Annotated in this window: 25 protein-coding genes; 7 read left to right on the forward strand and 18 right to left on the reverse strand. The window is 71.4% G+C overall.

What is annotated here, in order from left to right; all coding sequences use genetic code 11:
• Positions 1 to 57 precede the first annotated feature (57 nt).
• Positions 58 to 258, forward strand: a complete 201-nt coding sequence (locus ACZ7PG_RS10930; RefSeq protein WP_470238861.1) for a hypothetical protein — start codon at positions 58 to 60, stop codon at positions 256 to 258.
• On the forward strand, positions 255 to 1,376 hold the full coding sequence (locus ACZ7PG_RS10935; protein ID WP_470238862.1) for a hypothetical protein: 1,122 nt from the start codon (positions 255 to 257) through the stop codon (positions 1,374 to 1,376). The genes ACZ7PG_RS10930 and ACZ7PG_RS10935 overlap by 4 nt, the downstream gene beginning before the upstream one ends.
• On the opposite strand, the gene ACZ7PG_RS10940 is transcribed toward ACZ7PG_RS10935, so the two are convergent.
• Together ACZ7PG_RS10940 and ACZ7PG_RS10945 are read right to left on the reverse strand one after the other, a co-directional pair.
• Positions 1,354 to 2,244 carry a transketolase family protein gene (locus tag ACZ7PG_RS10940; RefSeq protein ID WP_470239041.1) on the reverse strand — a complete coding sequence of 297 codons (891 nt, stop codon included), beginning with the start codon at positions 2,242 to 2,244 and terminating at the stop codon, positions 1,354 to 1,356. The two genes, ACZ7PG_RS10935 and ACZ7PG_RS10940, sit on opposite strands and share 23 nt — an antisense overlap.
• A complete protein-coding gene (locus ACZ7PG_RS10945) occupies positions 2,244 to 2,933 on the reverse strand; it encodes a thiamine pyrophosphate-dependent enzyme (RefSeq protein ID WP_470238863.1) in 690 nt (229 codons plus the stop codon). Before ACZ7PG_RS10945 ends, ACZ7PG_RS10940 begins: the two co-directional genes overlap by 1 nt.
• A 52-nt stretch (positions 2,934 to 2,985) precedes the next feature.
• Here ACZ7PG_RS10945 and soxR point away from each other — a divergent pair, with 52 nt between their 5' ends.
• Together soxR and ACZ7PG_RS10955 are read left to right on the forward strand one after the other, a co-directional pair.
• Complete coding sequence (gene soxR, locus ACZ7PG_RS10950; RefSeq protein WP_470238864.1) at positions 2,986 to 3,447, forward strand: redox-sensitive transcriptional activator SoxR; 462 nt, start codon at positions 2,986 to 2,988, stop codon at positions 3,445 to 3,447.
• 33 nt (positions 3,448 to 3,480) lie between these two features.
• Positions 3,481 to 4,014 carry an RNA 2'-phosphotransferase gene (locus ACZ7PG_RS10955; RefSeq protein ID WP_470238865.1) on the forward strand — a complete coding sequence of 178 codons (534 nt, stop codon included), beginning with the start codon at positions 3,481 to 3,483 and terminating at the stop codon, positions 4,012 to 4,014.
• Positions 4,015 to 4,418: 404 nt separating this feature from the next.
• Here the strand turns inward: ACZ7PG_RS10955 and ACZ7PG_RS10960 are convergent, their stop codons facing one another.
• The gene (locus ACZ7PG_RS10960) at positions 4,419 to 5,009 is read right to left on the reverse strand and encodes a TetR/AcrR family transcriptional regulator (RefSeq protein WP_470238866.1); all 591 of its coding nucleotides are present in this window, start codon (positions 5,007 to 5,009) and stop codon (positions 4,419 to 4,421) included.
• A 205-nt stretch (positions 5,010 to 5,214) separates the two neighbouring features.
• On the opposite strand from ACZ7PG_RS10960, the gene ACZ7PG_RS10965 reads away from it, so the two are divergent.
• A complete protein-coding gene (locus ACZ7PG_RS10965; protein ID WP_470238867.1) occupies positions 5,215 to 7,410 on the forward strand; it encodes an MMPL family transporter in 2,196 nt (731 codons plus the stop codon).
• Here ACZ7PG_RS10965 and ACZ7PG_RS10970 read toward each other — a convergent pair.
• The 6 genes from ACZ7PG_RS10970 to hisD are packed head-to-tail and all read right to left on the reverse strand — an operon-like array spanning position 7,407 to position 12,014.
• Positions 7,407 to 7,835 carry a nitroreductase/quinone reductase family protein gene (locus tag ACZ7PG_RS10970; protein WP_470238868.1) on the reverse strand — a complete coding sequence of 143 codons (429 nt, stop codon included), beginning with the start codon at positions 7,833 to 7,835 and terminating at the stop codon, positions 7,407 to 7,409. The genes ACZ7PG_RS10965 and ACZ7PG_RS10970 overlap by 4 nt on opposite strands.
• Positions 7,825 to 8,790 carry an RNA polymerase subunit sigma-70 gene (locus tag ACZ7PG_RS10975; protein ID WP_470238869.1) on the reverse strand — a complete coding sequence of 322 codons (966 nt, stop codon included), beginning with the start codon at positions 8,788 to 8,790 and terminating at the stop codon, positions 7,825 to 7,827. The genes ACZ7PG_RS10970 and ACZ7PG_RS10975 overlap by 11 nt, the downstream gene beginning before the upstream one ends.
• Positions 8,791 to 8,840: 50 nt before the next feature.
• A complete protein-coding gene (locus tag ACZ7PG_RS10980; RefSeq protein ID WP_470238870.1) occupies positions 8,841 to 8,999 on the reverse strand; it encodes a hypothetical protein in 159 nt (52 codons plus the stop codon).
• The gene (hisB, locus tag ACZ7PG_RS10985; RefSeq protein WP_125306859.1) at positions 8,996 to 9,595 is read right to left on the reverse strand and encodes an imidazoleglycerol-phosphate dehydratase HisB; all 600 of its coding nucleotides are present in this window, start codon (positions 9,593 to 9,595) and stop codon (positions 8,996 to 8,998) included. Before hisB ends, ACZ7PG_RS10980 begins: the two co-directional genes overlap by 4 nt.
• A complete protein-coding gene (locus ACZ7PG_RS10990; RefSeq protein ID WP_470238871.1) occupies positions 9,592 to 10,692 on the reverse strand; it encodes a histidinol-phosphate transaminase in 1,101 nt (366 codons plus the stop codon). Before ACZ7PG_RS10990 ends, hisB begins: the two co-directional genes overlap by 4 nt.
• On the reverse strand, positions 10,689 to 12,014 hold the full coding sequence (gene hisD / locus ACZ7PG_RS10995; protein ID WP_470238872.1) for a histidinol dehydrogenase: 1,326 nt from the start codon (positions 12,012 to 12,014) through the stop codon (positions 10,689 to 10,691). The genes ACZ7PG_RS10990 and hisD overlap by 4 nt, the downstream gene beginning before the upstream one ends.
• Positions 12,015 to 12,098: 84 nt before the next feature.
• Between hisD and ACZ7PG_RS11000 the strand changes: the two genes are divergently transcribed.
• Positions 12,099 to 12,893 (forward strand): carbon-nitrogen hydrolase family protein, encoded by a 795-nt coding sequence (locus ACZ7PG_RS11000; RefSeq protein WP_470239042.1) that lies wholly within the window; start codon positions 12,099 to 12,101, stop codon positions 12,891 to 12,893.
• On the opposite strand, the gene ACZ7PG_RS11005 is transcribed toward ACZ7PG_RS11000, so the two are convergent.
• Genes ACZ7PG_RS11005 through eccB form a run of 3 tightly spaced genes read right to left on the reverse strand, consistent with a single transcriptional unit; the run spans position 12,890 to position 15,674 of the window.
• On the reverse strand, positions 12,890 to 13,549 hold the full coding sequence (locus ACZ7PG_RS11005) for a response regulator (RefSeq protein WP_470238873.1): 660 nt from the start codon (positions 13,547 to 13,549) through the stop codon (positions 12,890 to 12,892). The two genes, ACZ7PG_RS11000 and ACZ7PG_RS11005, sit on opposite strands and share 4 nt — an antisense overlap.
• On the reverse strand, positions 13,546 to 14,241 hold the full coding sequence (locus tag ACZ7PG_RS11010; protein WP_364628146.1) for a response regulator transcription factor: 696 nt from the start codon (positions 14,239 to 14,241) through the stop codon (positions 13,546 to 13,548). Before ACZ7PG_RS11010 ends, ACZ7PG_RS11005 begins: the two co-directional genes overlap by 4 nt.
• 11 nt (positions 14,242 to 14,252) lie before the next feature.
• Positions 14,253 to 15,674 (reverse strand): type VII secretion protein EccB, encoded by a 1,422-nt coding sequence (gene eccB, locus ACZ7PG_RS11015; RefSeq protein WP_470238874.1) that lies wholly within the window; start codon positions 15,672 to 15,674, stop codon positions 14,253 to 14,255.
• A gap of 141 nt (positions 15,675 to 15,815) precedes the next feature.
• Here eccB and ACZ7PG_RS11020 point away from each other — a divergent pair, with 141 nt between their 5' ends.
• Positions 15,816 to 16,862, forward strand: coding sequence for a type VII secretion protein EccE (locus ACZ7PG_RS11020; protein ID WP_470238875.1), 1,047 nt, complete (start codon positions 15,816 to 15,818; stop codon positions 16,860 to 16,862).
• Between the two features lie 249 nt (positions 16,863 to 17,111).
• Here the strand turns inward: ACZ7PG_RS11020 and eccD are convergent, their stop codons facing one another.
• Genes eccD through ACZ7PG_RS11050 form a run of 6 tightly spaced genes read right to left on the reverse strand, consistent with a single transcriptional unit; the run spans position 17,112 to position 22,527 of the window.
• Positions 17,112 to 18,491: a type VII secretion integral membrane protein EccD gene (eccD, locus tag ACZ7PG_RS11025; protein WP_470238876.1), complete on the reverse strand. Its 1,380-nt coding sequence runs from the start codon at positions 18,489 to 18,491 to the stop codon at positions 17,112 to 17,114.
• Entirely contained in the window at positions 18,491 to 18,811 is a 321-nt protein-coding gene (locus ACZ7PG_RS11030) for a YbaB/EbfC family nucleoid-associated protein (RefSeq protein WP_284740983.1), read from the reverse strand. The genes eccD and ACZ7PG_RS11030 overlap by 1 nt, the downstream gene beginning before the upstream one ends.
• Complete coding sequence (locus ACZ7PG_RS11035) at positions 18,808 to 19,278, reverse strand: hypothetical protein (RefSeq protein WP_470238877.1); 471 nt, start codon at positions 19,276 to 19,278, stop codon at positions 18,808 to 18,810. The genes ACZ7PG_RS11030 and ACZ7PG_RS11035 overlap by 4 nt, the downstream gene beginning before the upstream one ends.
• Positions 19,278 to 20,639 (reverse strand): WXG100 family type VII secretion target, encoded by a 1,362-nt coding sequence (locus tag ACZ7PG_RS11040; RefSeq protein WP_470238878.1) that lies wholly within the window; start codon positions 20,637 to 20,639, stop codon positions 19,278 to 19,280. The genes ACZ7PG_RS11035 and ACZ7PG_RS11040 overlap by 1 nt, the downstream gene beginning before the upstream one ends.
• 3 nt (positions 20,640 to 20,642) lie before the next feature.
• Positions 20,643 to 21,713 carry a WXG100 family type VII secretion target gene (locus ACZ7PG_RS11045; protein WP_470238879.1) on the reverse strand — a complete coding sequence of 357 codons (1,071 nt, stop codon included), beginning with the start codon at positions 21,711 to 21,713 and terminating at the stop codon, positions 20,643 to 20,645.
• Positions 21,714 to 21,750: 37 nt separating this feature from the next.
• The gene (locus ACZ7PG_RS11050) at positions 21,751 to 22,527 is read right to left on the reverse strand and encodes a WXG100 family type VII secretion target (protein ID WP_470238880.1); all 777 of its coding nucleotides are present in this window, start codon (positions 22,525 to 22,527) and stop codon (positions 21,751 to 21,753) included.
• Between the last annotated feature and the right edge of the window lie 99 nt (positions 22,528 to 22,626).

Raw genomic sequence — 22,626 nt, forward strand, 5'->3', positions numbered from 1 at the left:
GACTAGGCCTGAATGCTGGCCTAACATGGTCGGATCCTGGAGGGCGGGGTGAGGCCCATGCGCAGACTTCGGCTGGCCCTCGGTCTGGTGATGCTCGGCACCGACAAGCCTTATGGCGGGTTGCCCGGGTACGGCGAGGACGACGGCAACGGCCGCTGCCCATACCATCCGAGGGTCTACCTCGTGGATGAAGGCGACGGGTTTTACTGCGAATTGTGCGATGACTACATCGACGACGAGGACCGACTCCTGCCATGACCTCGCCATCGATCACCGATGCCGCCCTCGGCACCGGGGCGCGAATCGGCCGTTACTTCAGCCTCGTCAGCATGCTGCCCGCGCTGTTCCTGACCGGCTGGACGGTCGTCCTCATCGGCAGCGGTGCCTGGTCTGGAACGCCGAACCTGGCACAGCTGGGCACCAATCTCAGCAGCATCACTCTCGGTGGCTACGCCTGGATCCTGCTGGCAACCGCCATCAGTGCGCTCTTCCTCCATCCGCTGCAGCTGGGCATGACGCGGGTGCTTGAGGGGTACTGGGGCAGTTCGCGGCTCGCGACGATCCTGCTCCGCCTGCGCATCACCCATTACCGCAAGAAGAAATCACGGCTGAATCGGCGGCGAACCCACCTCGACAGCCGACGTCAAGAAGTGCTTACGTGGGTTGTCGTTGACAAGTACCTGACCGACCTGGTCACCAAACCGGAACAGGCGAAGAATCCGTTCGACCTGACCGACGCGGAATTCAGGGACACAATCCTCAAGCTACTACCCAGCCCGAAGGCACACACGGCAAGCGGTTTCCATGCCGCACTAGGCCACGTTCCGCACCAGATGCAGCGCTACCCGATCGCCCGTCGCATGATGCCCACCCGATTGGGAAATGCCCTCCGGTCGGCCGAGGACCGAATCGGCAGACAATACGGGCTCGACGCCATCCGCACAGCGCCGTACATCGCGCTCGTCGCTCCGGACAAGCACGTGGACCACCTGCACGACGCCCGGCAGCAGATGGACACCTCGATCCGGCTGTGCGTGGTCGCTCTGTTCGCCACCTTGGAAACTGTGGCAGCGATGCTGACGGACAACTGGTGGCTGCTCGGCGCACTAATGCCGTACGCGTTTACCTGGATCGCCTACAGGGCTGCGGTCGCCGGCGCGGATGAGTACATGGACACGGTGCGCACGGTCGTCGATCTCAACCGATTCCGGTTGTACGAAGAACTCCATGTGAAGCACCCCGAAAGCAGCGACGAGGAGCGCGTGACCAATATCGAGCTCATGAAACTGCTCGACGGCAGGAAGATTTCCTTCCCGTACCAAAAACCGGCCGCCAGTACCCCCAGCAGCACCCCTACTCCCCCAGAAAATCCTTGATCGACAGCCTCAACGAGCCCGCGTCCAGCCCATGCGCCAGATCGTGGTCCGCGATCCCCCCATACGTCCGCACCTCCGCATCCCGCCGAACCCCCAGCGACCGCAACCGATGCGGCAGATCCGACAGCGCCTCCGACACCCAGAAAGCCGAAGTCCCCGCCAGATAAGGCTCCACGAGAACGACCGAACCGGAAGCCGAAAGCACCGCAGACCGCAGACCGGCGGCGTCGAAAGGCCGGATGGTCGACGCATAAAGCACCGTCACGTCCAACCCGGCGGTAGCCCGCAACACCCGATCCAGCACCGGCCCCACCGCGACGACCACGCCCGACGAACCGAACCGCAGCCGAGTGAACCCGACACCGAGGTGCGGCGAAGCGTTCGTCTGAGCCGAAAGCCGCAGGTAAACCCGTCCATCTCCGGGGACGGACTCCAGCAACAACCGGCGGGCCTCGTCGGCGTGGCCAGGCACGTGGACCGTCCACCCCGGCAGCGAGTCGATCAGCGCGACGTCGCCCGGCGACTGGTGCGTCCGCCCCGCCGTCGACATGTCGTACGACGCTCCGTACGACACCAGCACCCCGCCCACCTCCTGGTGCGAAAAGTCCAGCTTGATCTGCTCGAACGCGCGCTCCACCAGGAACGACGGGAACGTGTGCACGATCGGCCGCAGCCCCGCCAGCGCCAGGCCCGCGCCCGTGCTGACCAGCAGCTGCTCGCGGATCCCCACGTTGATCACCCGATCCGGGTGCCGACGCGCCGCGCCGGCCAGCTGGGCCGCCGAAATGTCGGCCAGCACCACCGCCACGTCCGGGTCGACGTCCAGGATCTCTTCGGTCGTCTTCAAAAACGTTTCCCTCATGGAAATCAGCCCTTCGGTTCGACGACGGCGACCACGGCCAGCGGCCGGCCGGGATGCGCGCCGGTGAACGCGTCGTACAGCGCGGAGTGGTCGCGGCCGGACACCGTGCGCGTCTCCCAGCCCTCCACGTCGAAGCGGCGCGCGATGCCGCCCGGCCAGCCGCGCGTCGACGACTGGTTGTCGACCACCACCGTCGTCAGGTTTTCCAGGCCGAAGCGCGCCGCGACGACGATCGCCTCGTGGTTCGACCCTTCGTCCAGCTCGGCGTCGCCGATCAGCGTCACGACCTTCGACGTCAGCCCGCGGGCGCGCAGGCCCAGCGCCGTGCCGAGCGCGATCGGCAGGCCGTGGCCGAGGGAGCCGCTCGAGATCTCGACGCCGGGGACGCGCCGGCGGTCGGGGTGGTGCCCGAGGCGCGACAGCGCGTTGGACCACGTCGGCAGCTCGGCCTCGTCGAGAAAGCCCTTCACCGTGAGCACGGCGTAGTACGCCATCGGACCGTGCCCTTTGGACAACAGGAAGCGGTCGCGGTCCGGCGAGCGGAAGTTCGACGGCGTGACGTCGAGCACGCGGTCGTAGAGCACCCACAGTACGTCCACAGTGGACTCCGCGGCGGCGTGGTGCTTGTCGTCACCGGTCATCAGCGAAATCAGCCGTGGCAGCTCGGCGTAGCCCGGTTCGGTCGCAGTGGTCATACTCCGACGATGCAACCTCGACTAAACTCGAAGTCAAGGATAGCCTGAGCTGGTGACGAGGCTCGCTGAACATCTCAGCATCGGACAGGTGGCGGACCGCAGCGGCGTACCGCACACGGCACTGCGGTTCTACGAGGAGAAAGGGCTGATCAGCTCGGAGCGGTCGGCGGGCAACCAGCGCCGCTACCCGCGCTCGGTGCTGCGGCGGATCGCGTTCATCCGCGCCGCGCAACGGGTCGGGCTCTCCCTCGAAGACATCAGCTCGGCGCTGGTGACGCTGCCCGCCGACCACGCCCCGACGAAGGCCGACTGGGCCCGGCTGTCACGTGATTGGCAGCACGAGCTCGACGCGCGGATCGACGCCCTGCAACGGCTTCGCGACCGGCTCACGGGCTGCGTCGGCTGCGGCTGCCTGTCCCTGCGCAGCTGCGCGCTCTACAACAACGACGACGAGCTGGCCCGCTTCGGCCCGGGAGCGAGCAAACTGCGTCCGGCGGTCGAGGGCGGCATCTAAATCGCTTGCCCGCCGAGGGATCCTGGGGAGGAAATGAACGAGAAAGAACTGACCCGCATCTCCAAGCGGATGTCCCTGCACCTGCGCCACAACCCGGCCGCGGCCGGCCTCACCCTCTCTCCCGACGGCTGGATCGGCGTGGACGCGTTGCTGCGCGCACTGAAGATCACGCGCGAACAGCTCGACGAAGTGGTCGAGACGAACAACAAGCGCCGCTTCGCATTCGACGAGACGGGCACGCGCATCCGCGCGAGCCAGGGCCACAGCGTCACGGTCGACCTCGGCCTAGCGGACGCATCGCCACCGGACGTGCTTTACCACGGCACGGTGGCAAAGTTCCTCGACGCAATCCTGCGCGAGGGGTTGCGCCCGATGAACCGCCACGCCGTCCACCTGTCGGAAACGGTCGACACGGCCCGGACGGTCGGCGCCCGCCGCGGCAAGCCGGTGATCCTCCGAGTGGACGCCGCGGCAATGTCCGAGACGGGACACGCATTCCAGGTGAGCGCGAACGGAGTCTGGCTGACGGCAAGCGTGCCACCGAAGTACCTCTACCGCATCGGCTGAGGCGCGCCGCCGCGGCCGACTGGCGCACCGAGACGGACGACACGCGTACCTAGGCGGACGACACGCGTGCCCGGATGGACGACACACGTACCTAGGCAGACGACACGCGTGCCTGGATGGACGACACGCGCGCCGGAAGCCGGATCTCGCGTGATCGAGCGCGCCACTCGCGTGCTCAGCGGGGCATCACCCGTGACTGGCGAGGCATCTCGCGTGATTGCCGGGGCATCACCCGTGATTGGGCGGGCATCACGCGTGACTGGCGGGGCATCTCCCGTAGCTGGGCGCATCTCGCGTGACCAGCGAGGCATCTCGCGTGATTGGGCGGGCATCTCGCGTGTCTGACGGGGCATCACGCGTGACTGGCGGGGCATCACGTGTGATTGGAGGGGCATCACGCGTGATTACGGGGTCGACACGGTTGTTAGGCGGCGGCGGGGGCGGCCCAGGAGGCGGCGGCCTACGTCCAGGAGTTCTGTGCGCAGCTCGTCGTCGCCCAGGGGGGCCAGGTCCGGGGAGCCGCCCGCCATCGCGATGCCCGTCAGCGTCACCATCGCGTTGACTCGCGCCGACGGGGTCGGGTCCGGGCCCGACAGGATGCCCAGCAGCGCCTGGCCGAAGCCCTCCATGCCGCCGTGTGCCGACTTCTCGATCGCGCGGACCAGGCCCGGGTCGCTCGAGAACAGGGCCACCAGCGCGCGGTGGCGGATCACCAGGTCGACGAACCCCTCCAGCAGCAGGTCCACCTGCGCGCCGCGGCGCTTCTGCGCGGCCGCGCGCAGCACCAGCTCGTCCAGGTCGCGCACGCCCGGCTCGGCCACCGCCTCGGTGAGCTCCGCCTTCGTCTTGAAGTGGTAGTAGACCGCCGCCTTCGTGATCCCGAGCGCGTCGGCGATCATCTGCAGCGACGTGCCCTCGACCCCGTGTTCGGTGAACAGCCGCAACGCGGTCTGCAGCAGTCGGGACCGGGTGTCCTCGGCCGGGCCGGCGGTCATTCTTCCTCCTCAGCGAGCCGTCGGAGCGTACGTCACTCCCTGTCGATCGGCAAACCAGCTCCTAGCCGATCGGCTGGGATAAACCTTGCTGTTCGGCAAGTCACATCCTTGCCGATCGGCTTGGAGGTCTCCTTGCCGATCGGCTAGCTTGGTCAGTAATCAGATGGAGTGAACCGACCCCGTTCGGGCGAAACGGAGCTGACTCGTGGCGACCTTCCTGTACCGGCTCGGCCGGTTGTCCTTCCGACGGCGAGCGCTGGTCGCCGCCGTCTGGGCGGCCGTCCTGGTAGCACTCGGGCTGGGCGCCCTGACGCTGTCCGGCCAGCTGTCGAACTCGGTGACGATCCCCGGGACCGAGTCGCAGCGGGCGATCGACCAGCTGACCGAGAAGTTCCCGCAGGCCAACGCCGGTGGCGCCACCGCGCGCGTCGTCATCGAGGCGCCGGCCGGCACCTCGGTCACCGACGCCAAGGGCAAGGCCGCCGTCGAGTCCCTGGTCGGGCAGCTGAAGACGGCACCGAAGGTCGCCGTCGTCGTGGACCCGTTCCAGGCGCAGTCGATCTCCCCGGACAAGCGCGTCGCGCTCGCCCAGGTGAGCTACGGCGCCAAGGCCTACGAGCTCACCGACGGTGACCGCCAAGCCCTCCTGAACGCCGCCGACGCCGCCCGCGCCCAAGGGTTCACCGTCGAGTTCGGCGGCGACGCCGTGCAGGGCATCCCCGAAACCGGCGCGACCGAAGGCCTCGGTGTCGCGGTCGCCGCCGTCGTGCTGATCATCACGTTCGGCTCGCTGGTCGCCGCCGGGATCCCGCTGCTCACCGCGCTGATCGGCGTCGGCACCGGGATGGCGGGCATCTTCCTCGCCTCCGGGTTCCTGGAGCTGAACTCGAACACGCCGATCCTGGCGCTGATGATCGGGCTGGCCGTCGGCATCGACTACGCGCTGTTCATCGTCTCGCGCTACCGGCACGAGCTGAAGCTCGGCCGCGATCCCGAGGAGGCCGCGGGCCGCGCCACCGGCACCGCCGGCTCGGCCGTCGTGTTCGCCGGGCTCACCGTCATCATCGCGCTGGCCGGCCTCACCGTCATCGGCATCCCGTTCCTCGGCCAGATGGGCGTGGCCGCCGCGGTGACCGTCGCGGTCGCCGTGGTCATCGCCCTGACGCTGCTGCCCGCGATCCTCGGCTTCGCCGGCACCCGGGTCGCCGGCGAGCGCATCCGGCTGCGCCGCAAGCCGGTCGAAACGACGCACGGCGAGCGCTGGGCGCGGTTCGTCGCCCGCCACCGGTGGCCGGTGCTGCTCGTCGCGCTGGCCGGGATGGCCGTCGTCGCGCTGCCCGCGCTCGGCATGCAGCTCGGCCTGCCCAACGACGCCACCGCCGCACCGGAGTCCACGCAGCACAAGGCGTACGAAATCGCGAGCCGCAGCTTCGGCGAGGGCTCGAACGGACCGCTGCTGGTCGTCGTCGACGCCGGGGCGAGCGGCAACCGGCAGGCCGCGTTCGGCCAGGCCGCGGCCGACATCCAGAAGCTGCCCGACGTCGCCGCCGTCACTCCGGCGCGGGTCAACCAGTCCGGTGACACGGCGTTGCTGACGGTGATCCCGAAGAGCGGGCCGAGCAGCACCCAGACCGAGGACCTGGTCGCCGCGATCCGCACCGAGTCCGGTGCGCTGGAGAACGCGACCGGCGCGAAGCTGGCCGTCACCGGGCAGACCGCGGCGAACATCGACGTCTCCGAGAAGCTCTCGGACGCGATGCTCCCCTACCTCGGCCTGATCGTCGGGCTGGCGTTCATCCTGCTGATGCTGGTGTTCCGCTCGGTCGTGGTGCCGCTGAAGGCGACGATCGGCTTCCTCGGCTCGGTCGCGGCGACGTTCGGCGCGGTGGTCGCGGTGTTCCAGTGGGGCTGGCTGACCGACCTGCTCGGCGTCGAGTCGACCGGGCCGATCATGAGCATGCTGCCGATCCTGCTCATCGGTGTCCTTTTCGGACTGGCGATGGACTACCAGGTGTTCCTGGTGACGCGGATGCGCGAGGAGCACGTCCACGGCGCGGAGCCGCAGGAAGCGATGGTCACCGGCTTCCGCCACGGCGCGCGGGTGGTCGTCGCGGCGGCGCTGATCATGATCAGCGTGTTCGCCGGGTTCATTCTGGCCGAGTCGACGCTGATCCAGTCGATCGGCTTCGCGCTCGCGTTCGGCGTGCTGGTGGACGCGTTCGTGGTCCGGATGACGCTGGTGCCGGCGGTGATGTCGCTGCTCGGCCGCGGCGCGTGGTGGCTGCCGAAGTGGCTCGACCGGATCCTGCCGGACGTCGACGTCGAGGGCGAGAAGCTCACCAAGCACCTCGACGCCGCGCCCGATGACGACGAGCGCGAGCTGGTCGGCGCGAGCCGCTAGCCGCTGGCCGGGGCGGGAACGCCGTCGAGGACGACCACCGGGAAGACCCGGTCGGTGCTCCGCTCGTAGGCCGACGTGCCGTCGGACACCCGGCGGTGGAGGCGGTCGCGTTCCTCGCCGGTCGTCACGACGGCCCGGGCCTCGTAGGACGCGTCACCCAGCTCGACCGTCACCGCCGGGTCGGCGCGCAGGTTGTGGAACCAGGCCGGGTGCCGGGGAGCACCCGCCTTGGCGGCGACGACGAAGACGCGGCCGTCGTCGTCGACCGCGAAGCCGAGCGGCACGGTCGTCCGGCGTCCGGTGCGCGCCCCGGTCGTGGTCAGCAGCAGGATCGGGAACGGCGGCACGCTGACCACGCCGTGGTGCGCGCGGAAGTCGCTGACGACGCCTTCGTTGTAGGCCAGGAACTCCTCGTCAGTGGGCATGGTTCGCCTCGGTTCTCGTCGCGGGAAGACCGAACCGCGCCACCAGCGCGGGACCGCCGGGGAAGACGGTGACGCGGGCGATCCCGGCGGGGGTCGCGTCGAGGACGGCGACACCGAGCGCCTCACCGCGGTAGTAGGTGGCGGCGGTTGGCCCGCCGTTCGCCCGGGTCGGCGTCATCAGCCAGTCGCCGGGCGAGCCGAGCACGTGCGCCAGGTACCGCAGGCACGTCGCCTTGCCGGAGAACCAGGTCCGCGTGCCCACCAGCTCGATGGCGGCGTCGGCGCGCAGCGCCTTCTCCAGGACGGCCAGGTCGGCGTTCTCGAACCCGGCGATGTACTGGCGCAGCAGGTCACGGGCGCGCGGTTCGGCCGGCTCGACGACGTCGTCCGGCGACGGCGAGATCTCATCGAGCCGGGCGCGGGCCCGTTGCAGCGCGCTCTTCACCGCGGCCGTCGAGATCTCGAGCATGGCCGCGACCTCGGCGGCGCTGAACCCGAGCACCTCCCGGAGCAGGAGGACGGCGCGTTGCCGGGCCGGCAGGTACTGCAGCGCGGCGACGAGCGCCAGCCGCACGCTGTCCCGCTCGGCCGAGAGCGTGGCCGGGTCGAGGGTCGTCAGGGCGTCCGGCACCGGCCCGAGCCAGGCGACCTCGGGCGACGCCGGGCTCGGCGCCGCGTCGGGATCACCGGCCGGGCCGCCCAGCCCGGACGGCAGCACCCGCCGTCCGCCGTGGTCCAGGGCCGACAGGCAGGCGTTGGTGGCGATGCGGTGCAGCCACGTGCGCACCGAGGAACGGCCCTCGAAAGCGCCGTACGCCCGCCACGCCCGCAGGTACGTCTCCTGCACCAGGTCGGCCGCGTCGTCGGCCGAGCCGACCATGCGGTAGCAGTGCGCCAGCAGCTCGCGCCGGAACGGCTCGGCCTGCCGCGCGAAGTCCTCCGACCAGTCCGTCATCGTCATGCAAGGTAGACCGACTACGGCCCCGAAAGGAATCGGTCGGCCAGCTAGCTGGCGAACCAGAAGATCGCGCCGCCGACGGCGAGCACGGCCGCGATGCCCAGCACCCCGGCCATGAACTTCGCCGTCTTCCACGTCGAGTAGACGCCGCCCGCCAGGAAGCCCCCGAGGGCGAGCAGGAGCACTCCGATTACTTCCTTGCTCACAGAACGCCCTTCGTGGAGGGGATGCCGCCCGCGCGCGGGTCCGGCTCGGTCGCCGCGCGCAATGCCCGGGCCACCGCCTTGTACTCGGCTTCGGCGATGTGGTGGGGGTCGCGGCCGTGGATGACCCGGACGTGCAGCGCGATCTGCGCGTGGAACGCCAGTGAGTCGAACACGTGCCGCGTCAGCACGAACGGGTAGTTGCCGCCGATCGTGAACGTGTTGAACTGCTCCGGCTCGCCGACGTGCACGCAGTACGGCCGGCCCGAGACGTCGATCGCCGCGTGGGCCAGGGTCTCGTCCATCGGGATCCACGCGTCGCCGAAGCGGCGGATGCCGCTCTTGTCGCCCAGGGCCTGGCGGATCGCCTGGCCCAGCACGATCGCCGTGTCCTCCACCGTGTGGTGCGCGTCGATGTGGACGTCGCCGGTCGCCTCGACCTTGAGGTCCAGGGAGCCGTGGACGCCGAACGCCGTCAGCATGTGGTCGTAGAACGGGACGCCGGTCGAGATGTCGACCTCGCCCGTGCCGTCGAGGTCGAGCTGGACGAAGATCGAGGACTCCTTGGTGGTCCGCTCGACCTTGCCGATCCGGGTCATCGGGAAACTTCCTTACTCGCCTCGAGGAAGGCGTCGTTCTCTTCCGGGGTGCCGATGCTCACGCGCAGGTGCCCGTCGATACCGGGGTCGCGGATCAGCACTCCCTGGTCCAAATAGGCCTGCCAAGCGGCCTTGGGTGACGCGAACGGTCCGAAGAGGACGAAGTTCGAGTCGCTCGGCACCGGGTCGAACCCGAGGCCGGCCAACGCTTCCACGACGCGGTCGCGTTCCGCCGACAGCTTGTGCACACTGTCCAAAGTGGCGTCCGCGTGGCGCAGCGCCGCGCGCGCGGCCGCCTGCGTGAGCCGCGACAGGTGGTACGGGAGCCGCACCAGCTGCAGCGCGTCGACCACCGCCGGCGCCGCGGCCAGGTAGCCGAGCCGCCCGCCCGCGAAGGCGAACGCCTTGCTCATCGTGCGCGACACGATCAGCCGCGCCGGGTAGTCGGCCAGCAGCCCGACCGCGCTCGGCTGCGACGAAAACTCCGCGTACGCCTCGTCGACCACGACGATCCCGGTGGCCGCGTCGAGCAAGGAACGCAGCTCGGAAAGCGGGATCGAACCACCCGTCGGGTTGTTCGGGCTCGTGACGAACACGACGTCCGGCCGCTTCTCGGCGATCAGCACCGCCGCCGCGGCCGTGTCGAGCGTGAAGTCGGCGCGGCGCGGCGCCGGGACCCACTCGGTGCGCGTGCCCGACGCGATGATCGGGTGCATCGAGTACGACGGCTCGAAGCCGAGCGCGCTGCGCCCGGGACCGCCGAAGGCCTGCAGGATCTGCTGCAGCACCTCGTTGGACCCGTTGGCGGCCCAGACGTTCGCCTCCGACAGCACCACCCGCGTCGACACGCTCAGGTAGTCGGCCAGGTCCTGGCGCAGCGCCACGGCGTCACGGTCCGGGTAGCGGTGCAGCTCGGCCGCCTCCGCGCGGACCGCCTCGGCCACGTCCTCGACCAACGAAGGCGGCGGCGGGTACGGGTTTTCGTTGGTGTTGAGCCGGACCGGGACATCCAGCTGCGGTGCGCCGTACGGCGACTTGCCGCGCAGATCGTCGCGCAGCGGCAGCTCATCGAGGGTGACGTCTTCGCCGATGGTCATCGGACCGAACCTCCGAAGCGCGCGGCGACGGCCTCGCCGTGCGCGGGCAGGTCCTCGGCGTTGGCCAGCGCGACGACGCGGCCGGCGACCTCGCGCAGCGCGTCCTCGGAGTAGTCCACGACGTGGATGCCCTTGAGGAAGCTCTGCACGGACAGGCCCGAGGAGTGGCGGGCGAAGCCGCCGGTGGGCAGGACGTGGTTGGACCCGGCGCAGTAGTCGCCGAGCGACACCGGAGCGTACGCGCCGACGAAGATCGCGCCCGCGTTGCGGACCCGGGCGGCGACCGCGCGGGCGTCCGCCGTCTGGATCTCCAGGTGCTCGGCGGCGTAGGCGTCGACGACGCGCAGGCCGTCGTCCACTGTGGACACCAGGATGACACCGGACTGCTTGCCGGCCAGCGCTTCGGCGACGCGTTCGGAGTGCTTCGTCGCCGCGACGCGGTTCACGAGGTCCTTGTCGACGGCGTCGGCCAGCTCGACCGACGTCGTCACCAGCACGCTCGCCGCGAGGGGGTCGTGCTCGGCCTGGCTGATCAGGTCGGCGGCGACGTGCACCGGGTCGGCCGTCTCGTCGGCGAGGATCGCGATCTCGGTCGGGCCGGCCTCGGAGTCGATGCCGATCAGGCCGCGCAGCAGGCGCTTGGCCGCGGTCAGGTAGATGTTGCCCGGCCCGGTGACGACGTCGACCGGGGTCAGCTCGGCGCCGTCGGTGTCCGTGCCGCCGTACGCCAGCAGCGCGACGGCCTGCGCGCCGCCGGCCGCCCACACCTCGTCGACGCCGAGCAGCTCGGCCGCGGCCAGGATGGTCGGGTGCGGCAGGCCGTCGAACGCGGCCTGCGGCGGCGAGCAGACGACCAGCGAGCCGACACCGGCGATCTGCGCCGGGACGACGTTCATCACCACGGTCGAGGGGTAGACGGCCAGCCCGCCCGGCGCGTACAGCCCGACGCGCTCGACCGGCACCCACTTCTCGGTGACCGTGCCGCCGTCGACGACCGTGGTCGTGACGTCGGTGCGGCGCTGTTCGGCGTGCACCTTGCGGGCGCGGGCGATCGACTCCTCCAGCGCGGCGCGCACGGCCGGGTCCAGCTCGGCCAGCGCCCGCGTCAGCCGCTCGCGCGGCACCCGCACGGACGCGGGGCGCACCTTGTCGAACTTCTCGGTGTACTCGAGGACGGCTTCGACACCGCGGTCACGGACCGCCTCGACCACCGGGCGCACGTGATGCAGCGCCGCGTCCACGTCGTATTCGGCGCGGGGCAGCGTGGCGCGCAGTTCGGCGGCGGTCGGGACCTGCCCACGCAGGTCGGTGCGGTTCAACATGCCCTCCAGGGTACGAGGTCACACTGGGACCCTCGTCGGCGATACTCCCCGGTGACGGCGGATCCCAGCATGCAGGAGGCAGCGGTGGCGCGAATCGCGTTGTGCCAGGTCAACTCGGGTGACGACCCGGAAGCGAACCTGAAGCTGATTCGCTCCGGGGTGGAGGCCGCGGTGGCGGACGGCGCGCGGATCGTCGTGTTCCCCGAGGCGACGATGGCCCGGTTCGGCCGTCCGCTGGAGCCGGTCGCGGAGGACCTGGACGGGCCGTGGGCGGCCGCGGTCGCCGCGGTGGCCGCCGAGCACGACGTGGTGGTCGTCGCCGGGATGTTCACCCCGGCGGACGGCGGCCGGGTGCGCAACACGCTGCTGGTCACCGGCGGCGGGCAGCACCGCGGCTACGACAAGATCCACCTCTACGACGCGTTCGGCTTCGCCGAGTCCGACACGGTGGCGCCGGGCTCGGCCCCGGTGACGTTCGAGCTGGACGGCGTCGTCTACGGCGTCGCGACGTGCTACGACCTGCGGTTCCCGGAGCTGTTCCGGGCGCTGGCCGACGACGGTGCCGACGTCGTGCTGCTCCCGGCGTCCTGGGGCGCCGGCGAGGGCAAGCGCGAGCAGTGGGAGGTCCTGGTGCGGGCCCGCGCCCTGGACTCGGGCTGCTGGGTACTGGCCTGCGGCCAGGCCGACCCGGCGGCGACGGGCGTCACGGTCAACCCGAAGGCGCCGACGGGCATCGGGTACTCGACGGTCTCGGACGGCTTCGGCCGGGTCGTCGCCCAGGCGGGCGCCGAGCCGGAGATGCTGCTGGTGGACGTCGACCCGGCCGTGTCGGCCAAGGCCCGCACGGCGACGGGAGCCCTGGCCAACCGCCGGCTCTAGCGGAGCAGGCCCTCGCGGATGGCGACCCGCACGAAGCCCGCCCGGCGGCGCTCGCCCGTCTTGTCGCGGATCCGGTCCAGGTACGACCGGACCGTCCGGACGCTGATGTTGAGGATCTCCGCCACGTCGACGTCGCGCTCCCCCGCCGCCACCAGGCGGAGTACCTGCTTCTCGCGCTCCGACAGCACGATCTTCGGGCCCGCGTGCCGCTCTTCGCTGTCCTGGATGATCATCCCGGCCAGCGTCGGCGAGACGTACGCGTTGTCGTCGGCGATCGTGCGGATCGCGCGCAGGAGCTCGTCGCCGTCGACGTCCTTCGACAGGAAGCCCTTCGCGCCCGCCTGCATCGCGCCGAGCACCTCCGGCTGTTCCGCGTGCGCGGACACCACCAGCACCCGGTGCCCCATCTGCCCCACTTCCAGGACCGCGGCCGCGTCCTGGACACCGCGGAGCTTCAGGTCGAGGACCACGACGCTGCCGGCCGGCTGGTCCTGGACCGCGAACCGGGCCACGGAGTCGGCGACCGCGCCGAGCTCGATGTCCGGGGCCTCGGTGAGCACGCGGGTGAGCGCGTACCGGTAGAGCGGGTGGTCCTCGATGACCCCGACGTGGATCTTCCGCGGCGCCTTGGCCGCCGCTTGGTCGTCGTCGCTCATTTGCGGCCGCCGCGCCGCGGGCCGGAGCCGCCGATCAGGCCGCGCCGGATGGCTTCCTTGACCAGGCCCGGCCGCCGCCGTTCGCCGGTCTTGTCGCGGATGCGGTCGAGGTAGCCCCGCACGGTCCGGACGCCGATGCCGAGGATCAGCGCGATGTCCACATCGCGCTCCCCCGCCGCCACCAGCCGCAGCACCTGCTCTTCACGCGGCGACAGCTCGACGTCGGCCGAGACGGCCGGCCGGTCCGCGTTGTCCTTCATGATCATCCCGGCGACCACCGCGGAGACGTACGCGCCGCCGCCGGCCACCGTCTTGATCGCGATCAGCAGCTCGTCCGCGTCGACGTCCTTGGAGAGGAACCCCCGCGCCCCCGCGGCGATCGCCCCCAGCACGACTTCGGGCTCCGCCTGCGCGGAGACCACGAGGACGTGGTGCCCGAGCTCGCAGACCTCCAGGACCGCCGCCGCCCCGGCGACGCCCGGGAGGCCCAGGTCCAGCAGCACCACGCTGCCCGGTGGCTGCCGGTGGACGTGGAACCGCGCCACCGAGTCGACCACCGCCCCGAGCTCGATGAATTCGGCTTCGGCCAGCACCCGCTCCACCGAAACGCGGTACAGCGGGTGGTCTTCGATGACCGCGACCCGGACGCGGCCCCGGTCCAGGTCGTCTTCGGCCGAGCGCTCTTGTGTCATGTGCACGACTTTCACCCCGTTCCACCCGACGGGGCCGGCTGCCCGGCCGTGGCCGGGTCCAGCGCGGGGCCCATCGGCACCAATGCCAGCAAACTACCGTTGACCGGTGATCTGTCCACGCCTCCGTAGCCGAGCGCGGCCAATGCTTGCGCGTTCACCACCGGGTACTTCCGGCCCGTGTCGGTCACCAGGTACGTGGTGGCCGAGCCGGATTCGACGACGACGGCTCCCCCCGACGGAGGTACCCACACCTCGTCCGCCACCCGTGCTTCGGTCCTCGTGGCGACCTGGATTGCTTTCGCGCCAGGGGAAAGCGGGAATTCGGCCGAAACGAGCAACCGGCTGCCCTGGATGCACAGCACGACGGAGTTGCCGGTGATCGGCGCCTTGCCCGGGATGCGGTCCGGGAAGGCCGCGGGGTCGGCACCGCCGGCGCGGGGCGCGGCGACCTTCGGCGTGGCGGCGACGTCGGCCGCGCGGACGTCCACCGGCGCCGGCGTCCCGGGGTAGGCGGCCGCGTTCGCCGCCGTCGTCACCAGGAGGCTCGCCTCGGTCTGCCCGATGGGCTCGAGCCCGTCGCGGCGGACGAGGTAGTACGACGTGGCGGTGCCGGGCGCGGCCAGCGCGTCCACGACGGCCAGGACCTCGCCGACGCGGGTGCCGCGGCCGCCCACCCCGGGCCCCCGGTCACCGGCGCCGTCGACCGGCAGCGCGGTGAGGTCGCGCCCGGCCGGGACGGTGTCGATCCACCGCGCGGACACCGCGATCGTCGGGTAGCTGTCGAACTGCAGCGCGGTCGCGGCCTCGTCGGACAGCTTGTACCGGCGGCCGCCGGTGAGCAGGAACCGGTCGCCCCAGGGCAGCCGGACGATCACGCCCTGGTCGCGGGGCAGTTCGACGCCGGACGCGGGCGCCGACAGCAGGACGGCGGTGCGCGGCTCGGCCGACGCGGGCGCGTCCTGGGTGGTGCGGCTGCAGCTCGTCCACGGCGTCGTGACGAGCGCGCCGGCGGCGGGCACCGAGTCGGGCGCGCCCGGGATGCCGATCGGGGTGCCGCGGCCGGCCTTGCCGAGGTTCTCCGGCGAGACGGACACGGTCGCGTCGCCGTTGCCGCCGGCCAGCAGCCGCGCGGAGGCGTAGTTGAGGACCGGGTGCAGGACGCCGTCGGCACCGAGCACGAACCGCGCGCCGGTGCCCTCCTCGACGATCACCTTGCCGCCGGCCAGCCAGTCCTTGCCGCCGGAGGGGTTGAGCAGGCCGATGATCCCGAAGACGGCGGTGACGAGCAGCGCGGCCACGAGCCCCAGCACGGTGCCGAGCACGAGCCGGCGGCTGGGCGAGACGGGGTGGTTGGCATCAGCCGCGACGAGGGCGGAAACGAGCCTGCGGCGGAGGAACTGGTACGCCTGGATCTGGTCCCGCTGCGTCCACACGCGCTGTGCCCCCGGCTGTGTGCGTCGTCCTCCCGAGTGCTCGACGTTAGGCACCCGGATGGCGGAAGGGGAGGGTAATTTTTACGCCCACGCGGTATCCGGGGAGGCAGTAGCGTCGGAGACCCGGGGAAAGGGGAGCCCGTGTCCGTCGAAACCGCCGGCGCCGTGCGCCCGGCACCGCCGCGGCCCGCGTCGACGCCGCTGCCCTGGCTGCTGCCGATCCGGCCGCTGCAGGCCGCGCTGTGGGAGATCGCCGGCATCGCCGTCCTGCTCGCGTGGATGGTCGACAGCGTCTCGCAGCCGGTGCGGCTCGGCGTGAGCGTGGCGGCCGGGCTCGTGGTGCTGCTGACGTCCGTGCGCTTCGCCGGGCGCCACGTGGCGGGCTGGGCCCTGACGTGGACGGCGTTCCGGCTGCGGCGTCACGACACGCGCCGCGACAGCCCCGACCCGCTGCTGTGGGTGGCCGGCTCGGTGAAGGTCCGCCAGCACGTCGACCGCGCGGGCAACCGTTTCGGCGTCGCCGAGATCGACGGCGGCTGGAGCGCGCTGGTCCGGCTGACCCAGGGGCCTGGGGCGCTGGGGCCGCTGGTGGAGGCGTTGCGTTCGGCGTATGCGCGTACGGACGTGCCGTTGTCGTCGGCGCAGCTGCTGACGTGGGCCGTTCCGCGTGGCGACCAGATGTTGCGGGTGCGCTGGCTGGCGGTGCGCTACCGGCCGGACCTGGCGCCGATCGCGGCGCTGGCCCGCGGTGGCGGCGATCTTGGAGCGTTGCGGAGCACGGCGTCGGCGGCGTTGAGCTTGATGGGAACGCTGGCGGAGGCGGGGTACCAAAGCACGGTGCTGGAGGCCGGCGAGCTGGCGAAGGAGCTGCGGGTGGCGCTGGGCGTCCAGGGGGCGGCGTCCGGGCCACCGGACCGCTGGAAGTCGTGGACGTGGAGCGACGCGGCCCAGATGTGCTTCCGGCCGCGGTCGTCGCGGATGGTGGATTTCGCGGTGCCGGGGGCGGCTTTCACGGCGACGTCGTACATGCTGACGCGGACCGCCGGGGGGCGGGAGAAGGTCGAGGTGACGGTGCGGGTGGGAGGTCGGCCGGGGGCTCCGGTGCCATCGCCGGGGGCGGCGGTCCCGCTGCACGGACGGCACGGTGCCTCGGTGCGGCAGACGTTGCCGCTGGCGCTGGACAGCTGACTCTTCCAGCCGCCGGCGACGGCAATCTTCGGCACGGCAATGGTGTTCGGTTGGCGTGGATGTGATCGGCGGGCGTTGAGCGGGTCCACGGCTGGCGTTGTTCGCGCTGGCGCCGGCCTTCTTGATCGGCGGGGCGGTCAGGGTGGCGAAGCCGGTGGGTGATCGCGCCGGCGGCGGGAATCAACCGGGCTTCGGGCACCGGCTGGGGCGGCATAGTCGATCTGTCCCGCGCGGGCTGATCGTGAAGAGCTAACCGCGGACCGCTTCGTACACCCCCGCGATCATGCCCACGAACGGAACCAGCGAAAGCAGCACCAGAAACTCCGAAACATCCAAAAGCCGCGACCAGTAAGGCGACCGAAGCCCGCGCGCGACTCGCGTCGCGTAAATCAAGCACACCACCGCCGCCAGCACCACCGCGCAGCCCGCCGCGAACACCACCGTCCGGTCGCCCGACGCCACCAGCCACACCCCGGCACACACCAGGGACAGCACGCCAAAACCCACCAGCACCAGACGCTGGACCCGACCCGCATACGACCGGGACCGCAAAATCCACGCCACCCCGAGCAACCCCGCCAAGCCCGCGTCCCACGGCCCGCCCGCCGACAGCACCACCGACGACGCCAGCACCACCGAACCCAAGCCGACCAGCAACCCTGTCAACACGGCCTGCGCCCGGGATGTCCGGCCGATCATCTCCGTTCCCACCGACGGCTGTTCGTCCGCGCGGAACGCCTCCATGTCGTCCGGGACCCTCGGCAGCGGCAACCGGGCCAAGCGCAACGACAGCATCGGGGCCACCGCCGCCGATGCCGTGCACAGCACCGCCACCACCGCCGCGGCCGCGGCCGACACCGGCTTGACACCCGCCAGGAGCACCACGCCCGTCGTGATCGCGCCGGCGCCCGCCGCGCTCGTGATCGCCACGAACCACGGCAGGCGGTCGGCCACCGACACCGCCGCCAGTACTCCGTACACCGTCACCGCCGCCAGTCCCGCCGCCAGCGGGCCCGCCGACAGCGAGAACAGCGGATGCGGTGCCAGCACGGACATCCCCGCCAGCAGCGCGACGCCGACGCCCGCGACCGCGCCGGCCGCGCCCGCCTCGGCGTCGCCGTACGCGCGGCTCAACGCGCCGCCGCCGAGGAGGAGCACCAAGGCCAGCAGGCCGGTGCCGATCGGCGCCAGCACACTTCCGGACGCCGCCGCCTGCACCAGCAGGCCGCCGGCCAGCAGGAGCACCACCGCCGCCACCAGGCCGGACCGCCGCGCCACCGATGGCCCCCAGCCGCCGGACGAATCGGCGACGCTGGCGATCGAGTCGACCACGTCGTCGAACAGCAGCGGACCCCGCGGGCGTTCCCGCGGGGTCAGGTGGAGCACTTCGCCGTCCCGGATCTGGGCCGCGGCCACGCTCAGGCCCAACGCCAGTGGCGCGCCGCCGAGCCGGGAAAGCACCCAGCCCGGATGCTCGGCCGACGCCTGCCCGGACGCTCCGGCCAGCCGGACCAGCTGCGGCACCAGCTCGGCGAACGTCGACTGCTGCGGCAGCGCGACGTCCACCCGGGCCCTCGGCGTCACCACCGTGACCCGGCGGGTCGTGCCCGTCAAAGACGCCGTGGTCATCAGACGTTCTTCGCGGCCGAGATCACCGGGGCGAACTTGGCGTTCGACGCCTCGGCGAGCTTCGAGAGCCCGGCGTTCACCGCCTCGAGGACGATCTCCGAGAGGTTGCGGGCGTCGTACTCGCGGATCGCGCGGGGGTCGATGTCGATCGAGGTGAACCGGCCGTCGCCGCGGAGGGTGACGGTGACCTCGTTCTGCCGCGAGTGCGCCTTGACCTCCATCGCCTCGACCGTGCGCTGGATCCGCTGGACCTCTTCGGTCTGCTTGCGCACCTGTGCGAGCAGCTCGTCCATGTCCGGCACCGCGTACGGATCGGTCACTGTTGCATCCCTTCGTGCTGGCGGACGCGGACACTGCCCACGAACCGCTGGAAACCGGGTGAGAGCCGCCGCGCGGTCGCGGGTGCGGCCGTACAGGCGAGCTCGAGCACCAGCCGGTCCGCCGGCGCGGGGCCGGGAACCGTCAGGTGCACCTGGGTCTGGATCAGCTCGTCACCTTCGCCGGTGCGCAGGCGCAGCAGCTGCATGACGCCGGGCGCGGCCGGGGCGCCCACGTCGCGGCGGCTCAGTGTTTCCAAGCCGGCCAGCGTCAGCGAAAGGCGTTCGACGGCTTCGGTGGCGATGGCGTCGATCGACGCGTCGTCCGGCCGCTGCTGGACGCTGACCGTGATGTTCGGGACGAACTCGCCCGGCGCAGCGTCGTGCACGGCGACGAACACCGCGCCCGAGTCGCCCGGGTCGACGGCCGTCCAGCCGTCCGGGATGACGAAGTCCAGGGGAAGTGTCATCACAGCCCCACGTAGGAAACGGCGTCGTCCCAAGCGGATCCGACGGCGTTGGCCGCGTCGTTCGCCGCGGTCCCGACGTAGTCCGCGGCCGCGCCGCCGTACTCGGTGATGGTGTGGCCGAGCTTCGGCAGGTCGATGTCGATCTTCGCGCCGACCCCGGCGCCGAGGCCGAGCGCCGCGCCCGCCTTGAAGTTGACCTTGATGTGCCCGGCGTCGTAGGTGGCCTGGGCGTCGAGCTGCGCGCCGATGCCGTACTGCAGGGTGCCGTTCGCGCCGACGCCGATGCCCGCGACGTCCGCGGCGACCTCGCCTTCGACCTTGCCGCCGGCGAAGACGTTCGCGTGCGCGCCCACGCCGTGCGCTCCGATGGTGCCGGACGCGCTCGCCTCGCCACCGGCGAAGACCGTCCCCTTGGCGTGCGCCGCGGCGGGACCCCAGTCGCCCTTGGCTTCGAGCTCTTCCTTCACCGCGGCCAGCTCGGTGTGCCCGGACGCGCCGACGTCCCAGCCCTTCGACGTGATCTTGCCGTCGTACTCCGGGGTGAGCCCGTCCTGCTCGTGCTTGAACTTGTAGTACGTGATCTCGGTGTTGTTGCCGAGCTTGTCCTTGAACCCCTCGGGCTTCGGCTGGCCGAACGGCGTGTCCGCCTTCTTCGGGGCGCGCGTGCCTTCCAGGCCGTCCCAGGTGAGCTTCTTCCAGCCCGAGTTGCCGAACCACGACGGCGCGCCCCGCGGCCGCTTCCGGCCGTCGAGGGTGCTGCCGTTGAGCCAGCCCAGCGGGCCGCCCGTCTTCTTGCCCAGCTTGTACTCCAGCCGCTGGGTGCCCTCGGGCGGGAACAGCTCGGCGAGCGCGTCGGAGAACTCGTCGACGACCTGGCGGGCGGCCTGGACGCTCTGCTCCCCCAGCTGCCGCGCGGCCTGGATGAACGCGCCGACCGAGCCGGAGTTCACCGCGCGCGCCTGCGCGGTCAGCTGCTGGGCGTACTGGTCGAACTGCGCGATGACCGAGTCCACGGCGGCCTTCGCCGACTGGACGAGCTGCGACGCCGTCGAGAGCCGTTTCGCCTGGTCGTCGAGCTTCGAGGCGGCGTCGGTGAGCTCCTCGCCCAGCTTCCCCGCCGCCGTCGCGAACGCGGTGTAGGCGTCGCCGTCCCAGTCCGCGTGCAGCGTCTTGGCGGACTCGTCGATCTCGCGAGCCTTGCCCGACACCGTCGAGGACTGGGTGGCGACCCGCTGCGAAGCGGCGCTCAGCGCACCGGGGTCACCGGTGACCCGTCTCTGGCATTCGACCAGGACCTGCCGGTAGCCGGACAGCACGGAGCTGACCACCCCCGACGCGTCGACGACCCCCGAGGACCACATGGGCTAGTTCCCGGCGGCCGCGTCGTAGCCGACGTGCTGGCTGAAGTGCTTGCCGTCGAAGTCCAGGTCGATGTCGAGGTCGAAGTCCTGACCGCCCGGAGCCTCCACAGTGGACTCCCCGGTGGTCAGGTTGGTGTGGATGACGACCTCGTCGGCGGCGTGCACCGGAGCGGGGGCCGGAGCCGGTGCCGGGGTGGTGGGAACCGATCCGGTACCCGGCGCCGTCGAAGAGTGGTCGACGGGGATCCAGCTGTTCGAGGGGTCCAGCGGGGTCCCGTTGGCGGTCACCGGCACGGTCGCACCGTTCGCGCCCGTGCCGGTGCCCGAACCGCCGCCGGTGGCGAGCGCGGGCGGGGTGTAGTCGGTGAACGAAGGCTGCTGCGGGATCCCCCCGCCGCTCCCGCCCGCCACCGCCTGCTGCCCGGCCGGACTCGCCACCGACGACGGGGCCTGGGGCGCCGTGACCGGGGTGTTCCCGATCGACGGCGTCGTCGCGCCCGAGCTGCCGGAGTCGTGGTGGAAGAGCTTCTCGATCTGGCCGATGACCTGCGCGAGCTGCGTGACCTGCTGCGCGAGGTCGACCGCGCCGAGCGCCTTGAGCAGCGCGCCGATCGCGGTGATGAACGCCCGCAGCGACGCGCTCGTCGCGGTCGACAAAGCGACCGCCGCGCCGTAGGTCCACGGGTTCGACATCAGCGAGGCGACCGTCGGGTTCACCGCGGCGACCACCGAGCGGTAAGCCTGCTGTGCCGTCTTGATCAGCGTGCCCGAGATCCCGAGCAGCTCGGCGCCCTTCTGGACGACGGTGATGATCGACTCGAGCTGCTTGAGGGAGTCACCGATCTTCTTCAGCGCCGACTCGCTCGCCGCGCCCGACCAGATCTTGCCGAGCTGGTCGGCGGCCTTGGTGAGCTCGGTGTACATGCTCAGGAACTGCTCGGCCTTCTTGACCAGGTCGACCACGTGCTGCGCGATCTGCTCCGGCTGGCCGGTGACGATCTGCGGCAGGATGGTGATCGGCCCGCCCGAGGACGCGGTCGCGTCCATCGCGCTGGAGTTCGGGAAAGTCAGCATCGGACCTCACAAGGTTCTGTAGTGCCAGACAGGACGATCAGGCGACGACGGAGGCGGGCCGGTAGACGCTGACCTTCGCCAGACCGCCGATGCGGGCGTCGAGGAGCCCGTGGTTGTACAGGCGGCCGCCGTCGCCGGCGACGCCGATGACCGGCTGGCGGTCGGAGAACAGCAACGGCTCGACCACCACGACGTCCCCGCTGTGCACGCCGCCGGGAACGTCGGAGAAGGTGCGCGCGGTGCCCGCGTAGACCTCGATGAGCCCGACGCGCGCCTGGTTGTCGGCGTCGCCGGCCAGCCAGTCGTTGAAGTCGGCGACGCCGTGGAAGCGCGTGTCGGTGATCGGGTGGTCCCCGAGCCGGCCGAGCTGCGCGTCCCCCAGGTAGCGCAGCACGTTCCCGACCGACGACGGCTCGCCGTGGGCGCCCGCGCTGTCGTTGATCGCCAGGGTGGCGAGCTCCGAAGCGTGCGAGCTCCCCCAGATCGACGACGTGGGTGCCGAGGACCCGTCGTGTCCCCCGCCGTAGCCGGCGGCCGCGGCCCGGTCCGCCGCCTGGTAGGCGTCGGCACTGGCCTTGACCAGCCCGTTGACCTGCTGCAGCAGCTGCAGGAGCGTGCGGACGGCGGTGACCTGGCTGGAGTGCAGGGCGGCGTTGGCGGCGGCGACCGCGCTGCCGAAACCCGCGAACGACATCGGTTGCACGACGAGCCGTTCGAGGTCGGCCACGGCGTTGATGCCGTGCGCGATGATGCCGCCGACGTTGCCGACGGACGAGCGCATCGCCTCGGGCTCAGCCCGGTACTCGCCGGCCATGGCTCTCCTTCCGCGGGTGGCTGCTCGGCAGAGCGTAAGTTCGGCCCCGGAAGCGGGCGGACGGCAAAAGTACCCACCGCGCCGGGTCGGCGAGTGGCC

The organism is Amycolatopsis sp. NPDC114504, from assembly GCF_055633595.1.